This is a genomic window from Syntrophomonas sp. UBA5494 (assembly GCF_002426325.1).
The window spans coordinates 36475-52280 of the sequence record NZ_DIPG01000134.1 but is presented as its reverse complement, the minus strand read 5'-3'; the positions used below and the strand labels follow the sequence as shown (position 1 = coordinate 52280).

Sequence of the window (15806 nt, the reverse complement as noted above, 5' to 3'; positions counted from 1 at the left end):
AGGTGTTCTCCCGCAAAGGCTATCATAATACCCGCATGGAGGAAATCGCCATACAAGCCGGGGCCGGCAAAGGCACTATTTACGAATACTTCAGCAGCAAGTTGGAGCTTTTCTATGAAGTATTATTTACCGGCTGGCGTAATTTTCAGGAGAATATCCCCTTGGAACAAATCGAGAATATGTCCGTACAAGAGCAACTGCACCGCACTATCAGCGCACACTTGCGCTATTTTCTGGAAAACCGTCAGCTGGCCCGGGTAAGCTTCTGGGAGGTAGAGGCGGTGGATCAGGAATTGCTGGCTTGGACCCTTAAGATAAAAGCTGAAAAAGAACAGCAGATGCAGGCCTTGATGGAAAAGGGCATAGCCCGGGGAGAACTCAGAGATGACCTGGATCCCAGTGTGATCAGCCGCATGGTCTGCGCCTTGATTCCTTATTTTGCCGGCTGCATAGTCATGAACGATGTTGAATTAGATCCCCAGGAGCTATCAAAGCAAATCACCGGTGCCATCATCAACGGTATTAGAAAATAAGCGCAGCGAATAAGAACCAGTAATGGGGAGGCTCCTTTACTCTTAGAATAAAGGAACCTCCCCTATCGCTTCCTTTTGACTTGATTCTGGGAATGTATTACTATGATGCTAATCAATAGGTAAGCCAGGAGGTGTGGTAGTGGAAAATAATCTGGTAGAAAAGGCCCGTCAGCTATTAAATGCCAACTTGATTTCCACAACGTTGAGTACGGTTGATGAAGAGTACAATGTCAACGTAGCGGTTTTGACAGTATTAGAAATGATTGGTGATGACCGCATCATTTGTGCGCGTTTTGGCGCTGACCGCACCTATGCTAATTTAAAGCAGACCGGAAAAGGGGTATTCCTGGTTTTGGTGACTGATGAGGGGCAGCAGACCAAAGACGGCGTCAGGGTTTATGTGGAACTGGAAGACGACACCACCGGCGGCGAGTATTTTGAACGCTTGCAGCGCAAGCTTGCTCAAACTCCCTACCGCCAGTTCCCGCTAAAAAACTGTCTGGTCTTCAAAATTACCGCCATTGTGCCGGTTTCAACCTTAAAGAAATAGAAGTACTATTGATCATTACATTGAGGCTACAGGAGGAATCATAGTGTATTTAGGCAAAGTCATGGTCGTCTTTGGAACTCGCCCCGAGGCCATAAAAATGGCTCCGGTGGTTAAAGAGCTGCAAAAGGTGCCGGATATACATACCGTTGTGACCGTAACCGCGCAGCATCGGGAGATGTTGGATCAGGTTTTACGCCTGTTTGAAATCCAGCCGGATTACGATCTAAATCTGATGGAAACCCGTCAGGATTTATTCAGCATTACCATAGGAGCCTTAAGCGGATTAAAGGAGGTTCTGGAAAAGGAGAAACCGGACCTGGTAATAGTGCACGGGGATACCACTACTACCCTGGCGGCATCATTAGCGGCCTTCTATATGCGCATCCCGGTGGCACATGTAGAAGCCGGTTTGCGTACCCGCAACAAGTACTCTCCTTTTCCTGAAGAGATGAACCGCACCCTGACCGGTCGCCTCACAGAATTACACTTCGCCCCTACAGACACCTCCCGCGAAAATCTTCTGGCCGAGGCCACCGCCGAATTCAAGATATGGGTCACCGGTAACACAGTTATTGATGCCTTACTCAGCATTATTAAGGATGACTATCAGTTTGGCCGGGAATTTGCCGGCATCGACATGAGCAAGCGGCTGATTTTAGTCACCACCCACCGCCGCGAAAACTGGGGCGAAAGGATGCGCGAAATATACCAGGCGTTGCTGGAGCTGGTCGAAGAGTTTCCTGACATCGCGGTCGTCTTCCCGGTGCACAAAAATCCTGTCGTCCGCAGCATAGCAGAAGAGATGCTGTCCGGCAAGCCCCGCATACATCTTCTGGAGCCTCTCGATTATGAACCCTTTGCCCATCTCATGAACATATCTTACCTGGTTGTCACCGATTCAGGCGGCTTGCAGGAAGAAGCTCCGGCCCTGGGCAAGCCGGTTTTGGTGTTGCGCGATACTACTGAGCGGCCTGAAGCCGTCACTGCAGGCACTGTCAAATTGGTAGGCACCAGCCGCCGTAAAATATATGAAGAGACCAAAAAATTGTTATCCGATCCTCGTGAGTACGACAAGATGGCCCGGGCTATCAACCCTTACGGTGACGGCAAAGCAGCCCGCAGGATTGTGCGGGAATTGATCAGCTTTCTTTATGTGCGCATTGGAGCGCAGGTCTGAAGCAAAGCTTAACCCGTAGTTGCCGAAGAAGAGTTCTGTATCTAATCCCTTCTAAAGGGTGGTAAACTTCGTTTAGCGACTTCTGGGAGGAATTCAGCTCACGCATTTATTGAGGAGGAGAAAGATGACGCCAATACATTTTGGAACCGACGGTTGGAGGGCTATTATCGCTCGGGATTTCACCTATGCAAATTTAAGAATGGTGGCTCAAGGAATCGCCGCTCATATAAATAGTGGAACCGGACCGCGCAAAAGCGTGGTAATAGGTTATGACAACCGCTTTATGTCGCCCGAGTTCGCCCAGGAGTGCGCACGCATCCTGGCCGGAAACGGGATCAAGGTTCATATGTTGATAAACCCCGCCCCCACGCCCCTGGTAGCTTTTGCAGTGCGCCATCTGGAATGTAGTGGGGGTATAGTGATTACTGCCAGTCACAATCCCGCCCACTATAATGGAGTCAAATTTATTCCGGCTTATGCCGGGCCGGCCCTGCCTGAGGAGACCCAGTGTATAGAAACCGAGATCAACAGGGTAGCGGAAGGCGCCAAAGTATATGAAATAGATCTCAAGGAAGCGGCTCAGTTGAGTTTAATTGAGGAAATTGAACTGGATAACGCCTACCTTACCCATCTTGACAAGATTCTCCGCCGGGAGCATTTCAAAGCCAAGAGCCTCAAGGTGGTTGTGGATCCGATGTATGGAGCCGGAATGGGATTTCTGGAGCAGTATTTGACCCGACTGGGCATCGAAGTAAAATCTATACACAATCATCGTGACGTGATGTTTGGGAATATTGTTCCCGAGCCGGTGGAACGGAACCTGTTCGATTTGCGCCGTGCGGTAGTCAGTTATAACGCGGATATAGGATTGGCCCTGGACGGGGATGCCGACCGTTTTGGAATCGTTGACCAGGAGGGCAGATTCATAAACGGCAACCTGGTTATAGCCCTGCTTTTGGATCACTTCCTTAAAACTCGGACGGTGAGGGGGCCGGTAGTGCGTACCGTAGCCACCACTCATCTATTGGATCGTATCGCCAAACTGAATGGTTTACAAGTCATCGAAACCCCGGTGGGATTCAAATATGTCAGCCAGGCCATGCGTGAGTACAACGGCCTCCTGGGTGGTGAAGAAAGCGGCGGTCTGAGCGTCTGGGGCCATGTTCCGGAAAAAGACGGCATACTGGCTTGCCTCCTGGCAGTAGAGATGATGGCTTACAGCGGAAAAAGCTGTGCTGAATTGACCGAAGAGCTTTACCGGGACTATGGGCGCCTGGTTAATCGCCGCCAGGATGTGTTATTTACCCAGGGACGAGAACCCCTGCTCAAAGAGCGGTTATCAGCTTTTCGTCCTAAGACCATATCAGGGCTGAAAGTCCTATCGATAACCGATCAGGAAGAGATGCGCTGGTCCCTGGCTGATGACAGCTGGCTGTTGGCACGCTTCTCAAATACCGAACCGGTTTTGCGAATATATACTGAAAGCGCCGATTTGCAGAGCTTAGAGGCCATTGAGAAGGCTTTCTGTGAGGCTCTGGAAATAAATAATTAGGTCTGGTACAAGATTCCTTCATCATATAAAATTTATGAAGAGTAGGAAGAGGAATTTTTATGAATAACGACGAAAGTTCTATAGACAGCGAAAATTTAGGATCGAATGAATTGAATCAACTGGATTTGATTCTTGTTCAAATTATTAACACCATGGAGCAAAGCCGTGGTGATATTTTTGACATATCCGAAGAGAGCCGCAAGCAATGTATTCGCCTGGAGGTGGAGATGGAAGAACTCACCCTGGAAGCCGGGCGGATTATTGATGAGGTGCAAAAAAACGAAAAACTCGAACGGCTGGCTCGTTTGCGATTAATGGAAGTGAGCCGAAATTTTCGCTCCTACTCGGAAATTGATATCAAGAAGGCTTATGAGAGCGCGCGTGAACTGCAGCTGAGGCTGTTGGACCTGCGTCAAAGCGAAATGTACCTGCGCAGGAGGCGTGAGGAGCTTACCCGCCACATCAACAAATTTCAGGCTATCAATCAAAAAGCGGAAAGCTTTCTGAGTTCCACCGGTTTTGCCCTCAAGATTCTCAAGGGAAATGTCGAAAGGATAAACGAAACCATAGAAGATTCCCACAGGAACAGGCAGTTGGGCATCTGGATCATACAATCACAAGAAGCCGAAAGGCGTAGAATTGCCCGGGATCTGCATGACGGCCCGGCGCAGAATTTGGCGGGTATGATGATCCGTTTGGATCTCATTCAACACCTGTGGGAGGATGATATCAACCGCATATATGAAGAGATTGAAAATATCAAGCAGATGGGATCGGAGAGCCTGAGCGAGATCAGACGCATTATGTTCGACCTGAAACCTTCTCTGCTCCACGAAGATGATTTCTGTGCCACCTTGAGCGACTTCTTCAAGGACTATGGCGCTAAATACGATTTGGATATCGAATTTGTGGTTTTCGGCGAGAAGAAGAAATACGATATGTCCCTGGAAATCGCCCTGTTTCGAATGGTTCAGGAGTCCATAACCAACATCCGCAAACATTCGGGGGCTAATAAAGTACTGGTTAAAATGGAAGATAAAGGCCGCAGCCTGACACTGGTGATAAAAGACGAAGGCCGCGGGTTCGATATGGGGAGAACCGCGACCAAATCAGAGAGTTACGGGATAATGGGCATGAAGGAACGGGTCGAATTGCTGGGCGGCGAAGTGGAGATCATCTCGGCGCCCGGCAAGGGAACACAGGTTATCATAACTGTGCCGCTGGAGGGAGATGTCAAGGATGGACAAAATAAAAGTTGTAATAGCGGATGACCATGTGCTAGTTAGGGAGGGCCTGCGCAAGCTATTAGAGTTGGACAAAAGCATTGAAGTCATCACCGAGGTGGGCGACGGTCAGGGCGCTATCAACATAGCTCGCAAAGAGAAACCGGATATTATCTTGATGGATGTTAATATGCCAGGCACCAACGGGGTTGTAGCTACGCAGGTTATTAAAAGGGAGATCCCTTCGATTCGCATTATCGCCTTGACAATCTACGAGGATGAAGAGGTTGTAGAGATGGTCAGAGCAGGGGTTTCCGCTTATGTCCTCAAAGATGTGGCTGGCAGCGAGCTCATTGACACCATTCATCGTGTTATCGACGGCGAAATCGTAATTCATCCCCGGGTTGCCAACCGGCTGGTCAAAGAATTGACCCGCAATGAAAAGAAAGAAGATGATGTCAAACTCACCAAACGGGAGAAAGATGTCCTGACCTTGCTGGTGAAAGGCAACTCCAACAAAGACATGGCAGACACTCTCTTTATCAGCGAAAAAACAGTAAAGAACCACCTAACCAGTATTTTCCGCAAACTTAATGTAAAAGATCGAACTCAAGCGGCCGTTTATGCCCTACGAAACGACATAGTGGTAGACGAAGAGGGCGAAGCCTAGTAATACCAGGAATGATTCGGCCTCCGGAAAGCATATTATGTACAAAATAGGCTTGAAGGAGGTTATTTACATGGCTTTCTTCTTAAAATTAATGGTGTTTTCTGTATGGGTAGTCATCATGGCGGCTTTGATTATAGGCAGTATCCAGTGTTCCAAACGCTTCAGACGGGGCCGCCGCTACGAAAAAATTAAACCGGCCGGAGAGAAGGAAAACGGTCGGTTTTTTTTCCTGCCAGCTTACATGGACATGTCGGGAGAACCCCTCTTTTATAATTAAGCCGTTCTATTTCCTGGAAGCTTGATTTACCCATACAATTTCCTATTAAGCTGTATTATGATTAATATATGTTTTGTCGTAGGGTAAGAGGCGCCACACGGCCGGATTTCTATTGTTGGCGGAAAGGAGGGGGTTGGGTGTTAAATCTGTTGCTGGATATTCTCTTTCCTGAAAACGTATGCTGCGTGTGCAGAGAACCGGGAAGGTTCTCTAGCCGTCGTCCCTGGTGCGAAAACTGCGCCCAAGAGATGCAAAAAGCCCAAACCTGCCTGCCGATCTGTGATTTATGCGGCAAGTATTTGGATACCGAAGATGTGCTTTGTCATGACTGCCGGGTCAATTCGCCCGGTTTTCACATAGCCCGGGCAGTAGGCCCATATGATAAGGACGGCTACCGCATTGCCATTAAGGTTTTAAAATTCCTGGGCCGCAAATATCTGGCCGGGCAAATGGGCCGGCTGATGGCCGAAGTGGTTAAGAACGAGTCCCGATTCTGGCCGATAGATGTCATTATTCCGGTTCCCGCTTCCCTGGGCAGCTTAACCCAGCGCGGTTTTAATCAGACCGAGCTGCTGGCCCGGCATATTGCCCGGCATTTAAAGCTGCCCATGGATAATAACATGCTGCTGCGGGTCAAGGAAACCCCTGCCCAAAGGGAATTGACCAAAGAGGAGCGAGAGAAGAACCTGCTCTGCGCTTTTAAAGTCAGAGATCCGCAGCGCATAAAAGCAAAGAATATTCTGCTGGTTGACGATGTATATACTACAGGGTCGACTGCCCGAGAGTGTACCCGCAGCTTATTGCGGGCCGGGGCTGCCCGGGTTTCGGTGATAACCTGGGCAACCGGTAAAGGTTTCTAGGCAGCAGGAGGGAGATTGCCATGGCAGACTTGAAGAATTGCAGACAATGTGGACGGGTTTTTGCCTCCCAGGGAAGCAGCTTGTGCCGCAAGTGCCTCGATAATGTCGATAAAGAATTCGCTATTGTGCGCAGATATGTGCGCGACCACAATGGGGCAGACGTTATCGAAGTTTCCCAGGCTACTGGCGTTAAGGAAGAAACCATTTTGCAGTTTTTGCGCGAAGGCCGTCTGCTTTCCCGTGGATTTGTGGCCAGTCTTAAGTGTGAGCGCTGCTCGGCTAAAATTGACGCCGGGCGTTTTTGCACCAAGTGTTCTTATGAATTGAACCAGCAGCTGCAGGGGATTATGCCCGCCGCAGCGGAAAAAGCAAAACCGCTCCCTATGGGGCGCGACCAAATGCATATCTATAAAATCGACAAATAAAACCCAGCTAAAAAACCGCTTTATCAGAACTGGCTAAAATAATGAGATAGAGCTAATAATATGCAGTAAAAGCCCGAAAAACTCCCGTTAAACGGATAAGGATATCAATGTTTTTATACGAGTTAAAAAATAGCTAGAAGTATGAGGTGGGAACTATGATAATTTCTAAAACTCAGGTACAAAACATACTCAAAACTTACGCCCGGGATTATAAATTAACCCCGGCCGACACGGCGCGCAGCCAGGGTGTGGCCAAACAGGATGAGCTGATGATTTCTGAGGCCAGCCGTCTCAAGCAAAAGGCGATGCAAGCGGTCAAACAAACCGATGATATCCGTATGGATAAAGTGACCGCATTGCAGCAAAGCATTTCCACCGGAACCTATACTCTGGCAGACGATGAAATTGCGGAGAAAATCATTCAAAGAGCTATCGTAGATAAGCTCGTTTAGAAGTGGTGCGCTATGGAAAAACAATGCCTCGAGCTGATAGAACTCCAGGATAAAGTTAATGAGATGGTTGAAAAGCTGGTAATCCTGGCCAGTGAAAAAAAGAAGCTCGTTATTCAGGGGAATATCAAAGAATTGGATAACTTGATTCGTGAAGAGGGCATCGTCATTTTGGAATTGGAAAAATGGGAAGGTGCCCGTTTTCGCGCCCAGGGCGGTTTGTACCCGGAACACCCGGGATTGAATTCTCAACAACTGTTGAAATGGGTGAGAGACAATTGCCCGCATCTCGCTGCTCTTATGCAGGACTCCATAAGCAGGCTGGAAATCAGCCTGGGGTGCTTAAAAACCTTGAATCAGCACAATAATGAACTCTTGCAGCAGTCCCTGGATCATATCGCTTTTCTGGAAGCGGCCATGGTGGGCGATCAACCCGGAACCTATTCAGAAAAAGGCCTGCAAGCAGAAAACATGAGAGCCAGAATCAACCTCCTCGACCGCAAAATATAAATTCGACCTTGGAAAAGAGGGATACAAGGTGTCGATAGGATTTCTTGGATTAGAAATAGGCAAGCGGGCCATCACCGCGCAGCAGACCGCTTTGACCATCACCGGCCACAACATTGCCAATGCCAATACGGTTGGATACACCCGGCAGGTGGCTCAGCTGGAAACCACCACGCCATATTGCACCCCGTCATTGCAGACCGCAGTGGGGGTGGGGCAGATTGGAACAGGCGTCGCGGTGGGCACTATTGAGCGCATCCGCGAAGAGTTCCTGGACAACCAGTATCGCAACGAGAATAAGGCCGCCGGTTACTGGCAGAGCATTTCCGAATCCATCAGTAAATTGGAGGTCATCATTAACGAACCTTCAGATTCCGGGTTAAGGGAGGTAATGGATCAATTCTGGGAAGCCTGGCAGGATCTGGTCAGCAACCCGGAAAATGATTCCACCCGCACAGTCGTGGCTGAGAGGGGAGCCACTCTGGCAGACACTTTCAACCATACCTATCGCCAGCTGGTGGAACTGCGCGACGATGTGAATTCTATCCTGGAAACCAGGGTCCAGGATATTAATTCCATGGCAGAACAGATAAAGGATTTGAATAAGCAGATCCTGGCCATCAATGTGTCGGGGCAACAACCCAACGACTTGTTGGACAGGCGTGATCTGCTTTTGGATCAGCTCAGCAAGATCGTGGACATTAGCGTCCATCAGGAGTCTAATGGCACCATTGCGGTTCAGCTGGGGGGGCGAACCCTGGTTCAGGGCCTGACTTACAGTACTCTGGATACCCAAGCCGATGCCAATGGCATGCAAATGATTGTTTGGAAAGACACCCGGGTGAAAACACAGATCAGCGGGGGAGAATTGAAAGGCCTCTTGGATGTGAGGGGGGCCACTCTTCATCCTGCCGATGCCTCTTCCGACTACCGGGGTCTGGTTCCCGAAATGATAGACAAGCTCAACCGGCTGGCCATGGCCATTGTACAGGAAACCAACCAGCTGCACCGGCAGGGTTTCAGTCTTATTAATAAGACCGGTACTCCTGACGGCGCCAATTTCTTTGCTGAACCGGCCGACCCCGGCACAGTCAGCGATTGGGCCCAGTATATGAAGGTGGCCGATGACATCCTCAATGATCCCCGGGGGATCGCCGCCGCCGGCCAGCGCACCTGGGGCGACCCGCTTACAGGGGAAGATCCGGTTCCGCCGGCTGAAGCCCAACCCATTAATTTTGGAGACGGAAACAATGCCCTGAATCTGGCCCGGCTGAAACACGGCTTGACTATCGACGGGGCTATGACAATGGATGATTTTTGGCGTTCCCTGGCTTCGACTATCGGCGTGCAGGGTCAGCAGGCCAAACGCATGGCGCAGAATCAGGATAACCTGGTGGGGGAATTGGACAACAAGCGACAGAGTATTTCCGGGGTCTCCCTGGATGAGGAAATGACCAATATGATACGTTATCAGCACGCTTATAACGCTGCGGCCCGTTTTATCAACGCGATAGACGAGCAGCTCGACCTGGTGGTTAACCGCCTCGGACTGGTGGGGAGGTAATAGAAGATGCGCATTACTTCTACTATGATGGTCAATGATTTGATCCGCAACTTGAATACCAATACCCGGCGATTGGATGAATGCCAACGCCAGTTATTTACCGGCCGGAAAATCAACAGTCCTTCCGATGACCCCTCCGGTTTGGTCAAGGCTCTGCGATTGCGTACCGCCCTTAATGAGAACGAACAATATCTGGCCAATATCAATGAGGCCAACAGCTTTATGGAAACCACCGACGGGGCTCTCCACAACATCAACGAAATCCTGCAGCGGGTGCGGGAACTGGCGGTAAAAGCCGGCACCGGCAGCAACTCGGAGGAGGTTATGCAAGCCATTTCCGCTGAAATGGAGCAGCTTAAAGAACAATTGCAGCTGGTGGCCAACAGCACTTATGGGTCAAAGTTTATCTTTGCCGGCTCCAATGTCACCCAGGCCCCCTGTGAGGGGGAGGTCTGGAAAGGCAATGCTCAACTGCTGGAAACGGAGATCGGCATTGGGGTCAAGGTAGCCCTCAATCTGGACATGACAGGCTTTTTCGGCAATCCCGGCGGAGTCGACGCTTCCGGGGACCCGGACGGCGGGGTGTTCGCCATGATAAACGATTTAATAACCTCTATAAATGCATCCGATTTTGAAGGAATCAGCGGCATGCTGGACAACGTTGACGCCAAAATCGACGATCTGCTGGGCAAGCGCGCTGTAGTAGGAGCCCGCGTTAACCGCATGGAGCTGCAGCAAAACCGCCTCGAAGAAGCGGAAGTATCTTTGACCAGCCTTTTGGCAGGAGTTGAAGATGTTGAGTTTGAAGAAGCGGTTATGAATCTCAGGATGCAGGAAAACGTGTACAGTGCCAGCTTGGCGGCAGGAGCACGGATTATCCAGCCTACGCTGGTTGATTTCCTCAAATAAGTTTTTATAATATGGGCGCAAAATCCTATTTCGGCTTATTCATCCAGTAATTTTATTTTATCGCCAGCTGCCGCTGCCTAAGCTCGAAATCAATTACCGGGCCGGGAAGGCGGCGGGGCGGCCAGGCTCCTGTTCGGCTTTCTAAAATATTGAGCCAGGCCAGGGGTCATGTTTTATTCGTGATTATCCCCAGCGAAGATGACAGATTGATATCAAGAGACAGCCCCTCTAAAACGATATATGAAATAACAAAATATTTTAGCCAGGTAAATGGGGAGGCACACTTAAAGGTGAACTGCATGAAGATTAAGAGCAAGTACCTGGAAGAGATCGAAATTGAAAGTGATCAAATTATTTTTTTCCCGGAAGGCCTGCCGGCATTTGAAGAGGAACGGCAGTTTGTAATCATTCCTTTTGCGGCGGACTCGCCCTTCTTTTATCTGCAATCGGTGAGGAAGGAGCAGCTCTGCTTCATCCTGGCAGATGTATTCACGTTTTTCCCCCATTATGAGATTGAGATCAACAACCGGGAATTGCGGCGTCTGAAAATCAGGGAAGGCGGCAAGGGGTCTCTTAATGTATTCGCCTTATTGACCATACCCGAGATTTTTGCCGAGACCACCGCCAATCTATTGGCCCCTTTGATCATCAACTTCGACCAGCAGGTGGGAATTCAATATATTCCGCAGTTATCAAGGTATCATACCAAACATCCGCTATTCGAAGATTCTATATTGAGCCCCGCTCAGGGGGTGAGATAGTATGCTGGTGTTGAATCGCAAGAAGGGACAGAGCATCTGTATAGGTGAACAGATACGCATTACGGTGGTTGACGTACAGGGGGATTACATTAAGATCGGCATCGATGCCCCGCGGGAAGTCGGGGTTTATCGTCAGGAAATCTACCGGGAGATCGTAGCGGCCAATATGCAGGCGGCTGCGGCAAAACCAGGTCAGGAACCGCATCATTTGCTGGATGACCTGTTTAAAGCGCAGCTGGAAACTACGCCCCGGTAATTGGAGGTATCAGGATGGCTATAAGGATATCGGGATTAGCGAGCGGATTTGATACTGAGAGCATAATAAAAGAAGCCATGAAGGGTGAACGGGCCCGGGTGGACGCAGTGCGCCAGCAGAAGCAGATCCTGGAATGGAAACGGGAGCAGTACCGGGAGGCCAATACCAAATTCCTGGCCTTGCGCAGTTCCCTGCTCAACTTAAAACTACAGGGCACTTTTCAGGCCAAAACCGTCACTTCCTCAGACCCGGCAGTGCTTACCGCCACAGCGGCCAGCACCACCATTGAAGGCAGCTTCAGTGTGGAAGTTTTAAGGCTGGCCCGGGGCGCCAGCAAAGAGAGCACGCCGGTCATGAGCGAGTATGTCCACAGCGGGGAGGATGCCGAATTCACTTTGACCGGCAAAAACGGTTCGGCCACCATCACCGTTCAGGAGGGCGACACCATACAAACCGTGGTGGCCAAGATCAATGAGCAGCAGGCGGCAACTGGAATCAAGGCTACTTACGATGCCGGCCTCAATAAATTTTACCTCTTCACTTCCGGCACCGGCGACCAGGCCAGGATTGAACTGGAGGACAGCAGCGGTTTCCTGGCCAACACTTTGAATGTCGACCTGGGCACGGTAGCGGGTGTTGATGCCGCTATCAGATTCAATGGCGGCCAGGAACTTAATTTCGCATCCAACCGCTTTACCTTTAACAATATCAACTTCGCCCTCTTGAAAGAGGGACAGACTGTAGATATAACCGTAAGCCCCGACGTCGACAACATAGTGGCCAAGATCAAGGATTTTGTGGAAAAATACAACGCCGCGGTGGGATACATCTCTGAAAAGCTGGGGGAAAAACGTTTTCGCGATTTTACCCCCTTAAGTGATGAACAGAAAAAGGACATGAAGGAAAAAGATATTGAGCAGTGGGAAGAAAAGGCTAAAAGCGGATTGTTGCACAGTGACTCCACCCTTTTCAGCCTCTACAGTATGATCCGCAACCAGGCCAGTTCAATTGTCGCCGGGGCGGACAAGTATTCCAGCTTAAGCGCTATCGGCATCACCACCTCGGGCTGGCAGGATCAAGGCAAACTACATATCGATGAGGACGAACTCAAAACCGCTTTGAGCGACAACCCCGAAGCGGTGATGAATCTGTTTACCAATACCGAAAGCGGAACTGATCAAGGTATAGCAGTAAGGCTCTATGATCAGGTCATTGACAGTATGCAGCGCATCACCAACACCGCAGGCACTGTCAGCACCGGGGTTGACGAAAGCAGCCTGGGACGGGAACTCGAACGGGTCGGAAAAAGGATTTACACCCTGGAAGAGCGCCTTGTCGAAGTGGAAAACAGGTATTACCGGCAATTCACGGCTATGGAACAAGCGCTCCAGCAGATGAATGCCCAGAGCCAGTGGCTGGCCCAGCAGTTCGCCAGCGGTTCCGGTCAGTAGATGGATGAGTGATTCGGGCAAAAGATAAATAATTCGGCCAAGCGGGGACGACCAGCGACTCCCCGCCTTTTTTCGTCCTAAGCGGAGAGGGTCTCCTGGATAGTCAGTATATTCTCATTTTTTTGCCCTGTAGTCCTAATTATTAAAATTAATAGTCTTTAGGGCGAAGATACTTGATAATTAACAGAAAATATATACTTAGGGCCTAGATTATTTAAAAATAGTAGTAAATATTTCCCGAATATATCCCGATATAATAATTGCAATCATTATTAAATGCAAGGGGGTAAATCAAGGGCAAACATCAAAACCAGCGGAGTTTCAGGAGTATTATGAGGCGGCCCGCAGGGAAGTGGGCCAGCGAATTTCAAGGAGGAATTTTTAAATGATTATCAACCACAATATCGCAGCACTCAACACCTATAACAAATTAAGTTCCAACAGCTCTATAGGCAACAAAGCCCTGGAGAAACTGTCATCCGGATTGCGCATCAACCGCGCCGGCGACGACGCCGCCGGGCTGGCCATTTCCGAAAAGATGCGCGGCCAGATCAGAGGCCTGGATCAGGCCGGCCGCAATGCCCAGGACGGCATTTCCATGATACAGACCGCTGAAGGGGCGCTGAATGAAACCCACAGCATACTGCAGAGAATGAGAGAACTGGCGGTTCAGTCCGCTACCGGCACCAACACCGAAGCCGACCGGGCTGAGATCCAAAAAGAAATCGACCAGCTGGCAACTGAGATCACCAGGATCTCCACTGACACCGAATTCAACACCAAGAAGCTGTTGAACGGCGATATGGGTAAGACTTACACTGCATCTGTTCTAGACTTTCAACCACAGGGTTTCCAGATTACCGGAAGTGATATAACAACTGGTACCTATACATTGACTATGACATCTGCAGGAACCGACACTTTCGTTACAAGTGGAAGTTCCTTGAACGGGGCTGTTGATCAGGATACTTTTTCAGTTACTGCCGGTGCCCATATAAGCTATGGTAATTATCACCTGGAAGTAACCGACTACGACAATGTAGCGAACACAGCCACCTTCACATTAACTGGCCCTGATGGAACCAAAACCACCATTAGTGGGGCGAGCACTGTATCTGACCTCGATATTGGAGGCTTGACCATCGATCTGGGAACAGATAACATTACTCAGGCTGGTGCTATAAATATCGCCTTATCCGCCAACGGGATGGATATTGACTTGAGCGGTGCTAAAACAGTTAGCAATGCACCCTTTAACTACTCTGGCGGAACCCTTAATATTGGGGGCTTTGAGTTCGAAGTAAAGACCAACTATGTTGCAGGTACCAATGCGTTTACCATCGCCGTAACTGACCATGCTGTAAAATTCCAGATTGGTGCCAACGCTAACCAGAATACCTCATTGTCCATTAATGACATGAGCGCAACTGCTCTGGGAGTTGATGGCCTGGTAGTCACCAATCATGCCGGCGCCAATGCCGCTATCTCCACCATTGACGAAGCAATCACCCGAGTATCTGCGGAAAGATCCAAATTAGGGGCTATGCAGAACCGTCTGGAACACACCATCAACAACCTGGGAACCACCTCGGAAAACTTGTCCGCTTCTGAATCCCGGGTGCGTGACGTGGATATGGCCAAGGAAATGATGAACTTCACCAAGATGAACATCCTCAGCCAGGCTGCCACCGCTATGCTGGCTCAGGCCAACCAGCAGCCGCAAAACGTGCTGCAGTTGCTCAGATAACAACTAAACTCCCCAAACCCGGGCTCTGGATAATCCCAGAGCCCATTTTTCTGGGCAGAAATCAACAGCGCGGTGCAATGATCAAAACCTTTCGGCGGATAACCATGAACCCCGGCCTTTTCTTACTGTTTGCCCACCGCAATAAAGCACTTCCTGGGGCCCGCTGAGTCTTTACGGGGCGGAGCAGCCTGATTTGACGGTATAACCCGGTCCTGATTGCGCTGGTTTGATGCCGTGCTACAGGTAAAGCGGCGCTATTGCTTTCCGTTTAGGACCAAAGGCCGGGACTATTGATGATTATATGGGCGTAAACCGCATTATTTCGGTAACATCGGTCTCAAGATTTTGTTCCTAAAAAACGATAACTTACTTAGCTTCAAGTAAGGAGGTGTTACCATGCGCATCGAAGCCAGCCTGCCACCGGATTACGACCCGGCCCCTAAAAGCGTCAGAGGGGGTGAAAATAAGCCGTCCCAACCGCAAGAAAACAGTCCGCCCGCCATGCAGGGAAGCGATTTAAACCAGGCGGTTACTGAGCTGAACCGCTTTTTTGCCAGTTATAACCTGCAATTCACCCTGCACCAGTCCAGCGGGCGCTATCAGGTGAAAATGGTCAACGCTGCCACCCAGGAAGTGATTCGCGAGTGGCCTGCGGACACTATTCTGGAGATTTCGGCCCGTTTTAAACAAGTCTTGGAAGAGGAACTGGGCATCTTATTGGACACCCAGGTATAGAGAAATACAAACAGACACGATTTAAGCCAAGGAGGAAAATGATGCAGGAAAACCTTATGATGTATGAGAAATATAAAAAGACCAGCGCAGCTACTATGTCCCCGGGCAGGCTTTTGATCATGCTCTATGACAGGGCAATAAAAGCCGTGGAAGATGCTAT

18 protein-coding genes are annotated in these 15806 nt (G+C 49.7%); all 18 read left to right on the top strand.

The genetic code is table 11. The features are described 5' to 3' along the window. On the top strand, nucleotides 1–533 hold a 533-nt coding region (locus tag B3W37_RS15240), incomplete at its 5' end, for a TetR/AcrR family transcriptional regulator (RefSeq protein ID WP_483176295.1). A 139-nt stretch (nucleotides 534–672) separates the two neighbouring features. Continuing rightward, nucleotides 673–1083, top strand: coding sequence for a hypothetical protein (locus B3W37_RS15235; RefSeq protein WP_481042259.1), 411 nt, complete (start codon nucleotides 673–675; stop codon nucleotides 1081–1083). Between the two features lie 61 nt (nucleotides 1084–1144). Further along, nucleotides 1145–2260: a non-hydrolyzing UDP-N-acetylglucosamine 2-epimerase gene (gene wecB / locus B3W37_RS15230; protein WP_481043064.1), complete on the top strand. Its 1116-nt coding sequence runs from the start codon at nucleotides 1145–1147 to the stop codon at nucleotides 2258–2260. A 124-nt stretch (nucleotides 2261–2384) separates the two neighbouring features. Beyond that, complete coding sequence (locus B3W37_RS15225) at nucleotides 2385–3812, top strand: phosphoglucomutase/phosphomannomutase family protein (protein WP_483176294.1); 1428 nt, start codon at nucleotides 2385–2387, stop codon at nucleotides 3810–3812. 59 nt (nucleotides 3813–3871) lie between these two features. After that, nucleotides 3872–5083, top strand: coding sequence for a sensor histidine kinase (locus B3W37_RS15220; RefSeq protein ID WP_481042263.1), 1212 nt, complete (start codon nucleotides 3872–3874; stop codon nucleotides 5081–5083). Continuing rightward, the gene (locus tag B3W37_RS15215) at nucleotides 5052–5705 is read left to right on the top strand and encodes a response regulator (protein ID WP_481042265.1); all 654 of its coding nucleotides are present in this window, start codon (nucleotides 5052–5054) and stop codon (nucleotides 5703–5705) included. The genes B3W37_RS15220 and B3W37_RS15215 overlap by 32 nt, the downstream gene beginning before the upstream one ends. Nucleotides 5706–5742: 37 nt before the next feature. After that, the gene (locus B3W37_RS15210) at nucleotides 5743–5982 is read left to right on the top strand and encodes a hypothetical protein (RefSeq protein ID WP_483176293.1); all 240 of its coding nucleotides are present in this window, start codon (nucleotides 5743–5745) and stop codon (nucleotides 5980–5982) included. Between the two features lie 137 nt (nucleotides 5983–6119). Beyond that, complete coding sequence (locus B3W37_RS15205) at nucleotides 6120–6842, top strand: phosphoribosyltransferase family protein (RefSeq protein WP_483176292.1); 723 nt, start codon at nucleotides 6120–6122, stop codon at nucleotides 6840–6842. Nucleotides 6843–6862: 20 nt separating this feature from the next. Then, nucleotides 6863–7267, top strand: coding sequence for a TIGR03826 family flagellar region protein (locus B3W37_RS15200; protein ID WP_483176291.1), 405 nt, complete (start codon nucleotides 6863–6865; stop codon nucleotides 7265–7267). Nucleotides 7268–7422: 155 nt separating this feature from the next. Next, nucleotides 7423–7719 carry a flagellar biosynthesis anti-sigma factor FlgM gene (locus tag B3W37_RS15195; protein WP_481042273.1) on the top strand — a complete coding sequence of 99 codons (297 nt, stop codon included), beginning with the start codon at nucleotides 7423–7425 and terminating at the stop codon, nucleotides 7717–7719. A gap of 12 nt (nucleotides 7720–7731) precedes the next feature. Beyond that, nucleotides 7732–8226: a flagellar protein FlgN gene (locus tag B3W37_RS15190; RefSeq protein WP_483176290.1), complete on the top strand. Its 495-nt coding sequence runs from the start codon at nucleotides 7732–7734 to the stop codon at nucleotides 8224–8226. 28 nt (nucleotides 8227–8254) lie between these two features. Beyond that, on the top strand, nucleotides 8255–9787 hold the full coding sequence (gene flgK / locus B3W37_RS15185; RefSeq protein ID WP_483176289.1) for a flagellar hook-associated protein FlgK: 1533 nt from the start codon (nucleotides 8255–8257) through the stop codon (nucleotides 9785–9787). A 6-nt stretch (nucleotides 9788–9793) separates the two neighbouring features. Further along, nucleotides 9794–10696 (top strand): flagellar hook-associated protein FlgL, encoded by a 903-nt coding sequence (flgL, locus tag B3W37_RS15180; protein ID WP_483176288.1) that lies wholly within the window; start codon nucleotides 9794–9796, stop codon nucleotides 10694–10696. A gap of 299 nt (nucleotides 10697–10995) precedes the next feature. Beyond that, entirely contained in the window at nucleotides 10996–11457 is a 462-nt protein-coding gene (fliW, locus tag B3W37_RS15175) for a flagellar assembly protein FliW (protein WP_483169990.1), read from the top strand. A 1-nt stretch (nucleotide 11458) separates the two neighbouring features. After that, the gene (gene csrA, locus B3W37_RS15170; RefSeq protein WP_481042281.1) at nucleotides 11459–11713 is read left to right on the top strand and encodes a carbon storage regulator CsrA; all 255 of its coding nucleotides are present in this window, start codon (nucleotides 11459–11461) and stop codon (nucleotides 11711–11713) included. Between the two features lie 14 nt (nucleotides 11714–11727). Further along, complete coding sequence (gene fliD, locus B3W37_RS15165; protein ID WP_483176287.1) at nucleotides 11728–13164, top strand: flagellar filament capping protein FliD; 1437 nt, start codon at nucleotides 11728–11730, stop codon at nucleotides 13162–13164. Between the two features lie 385 nt (nucleotides 13165–13549). Continuing rightward, nucleotides 13550–14911, top strand: a complete 1362-nt coding sequence (locus B3W37_RS15160; protein WP_481042285.1) for a flagellin N-terminal helical domain-containing protein — start codon at nucleotides 13550–13552, stop codon at nucleotides 14909–14911. A 396-nt stretch (nucleotides 14912–15307) separates the two neighbouring features. Then, on the top strand, nucleotides 15308–15646 hold the full coding sequence (locus tag B3W37_RS15155; protein WP_483176286.1) for a flagellar protein FlaG: 339 nt from the start codon (nucleotides 15308–15310) through the stop codon (nucleotides 15644–15646). Nucleotides 15647–15806 lie beyond the last annotated feature (160 nt).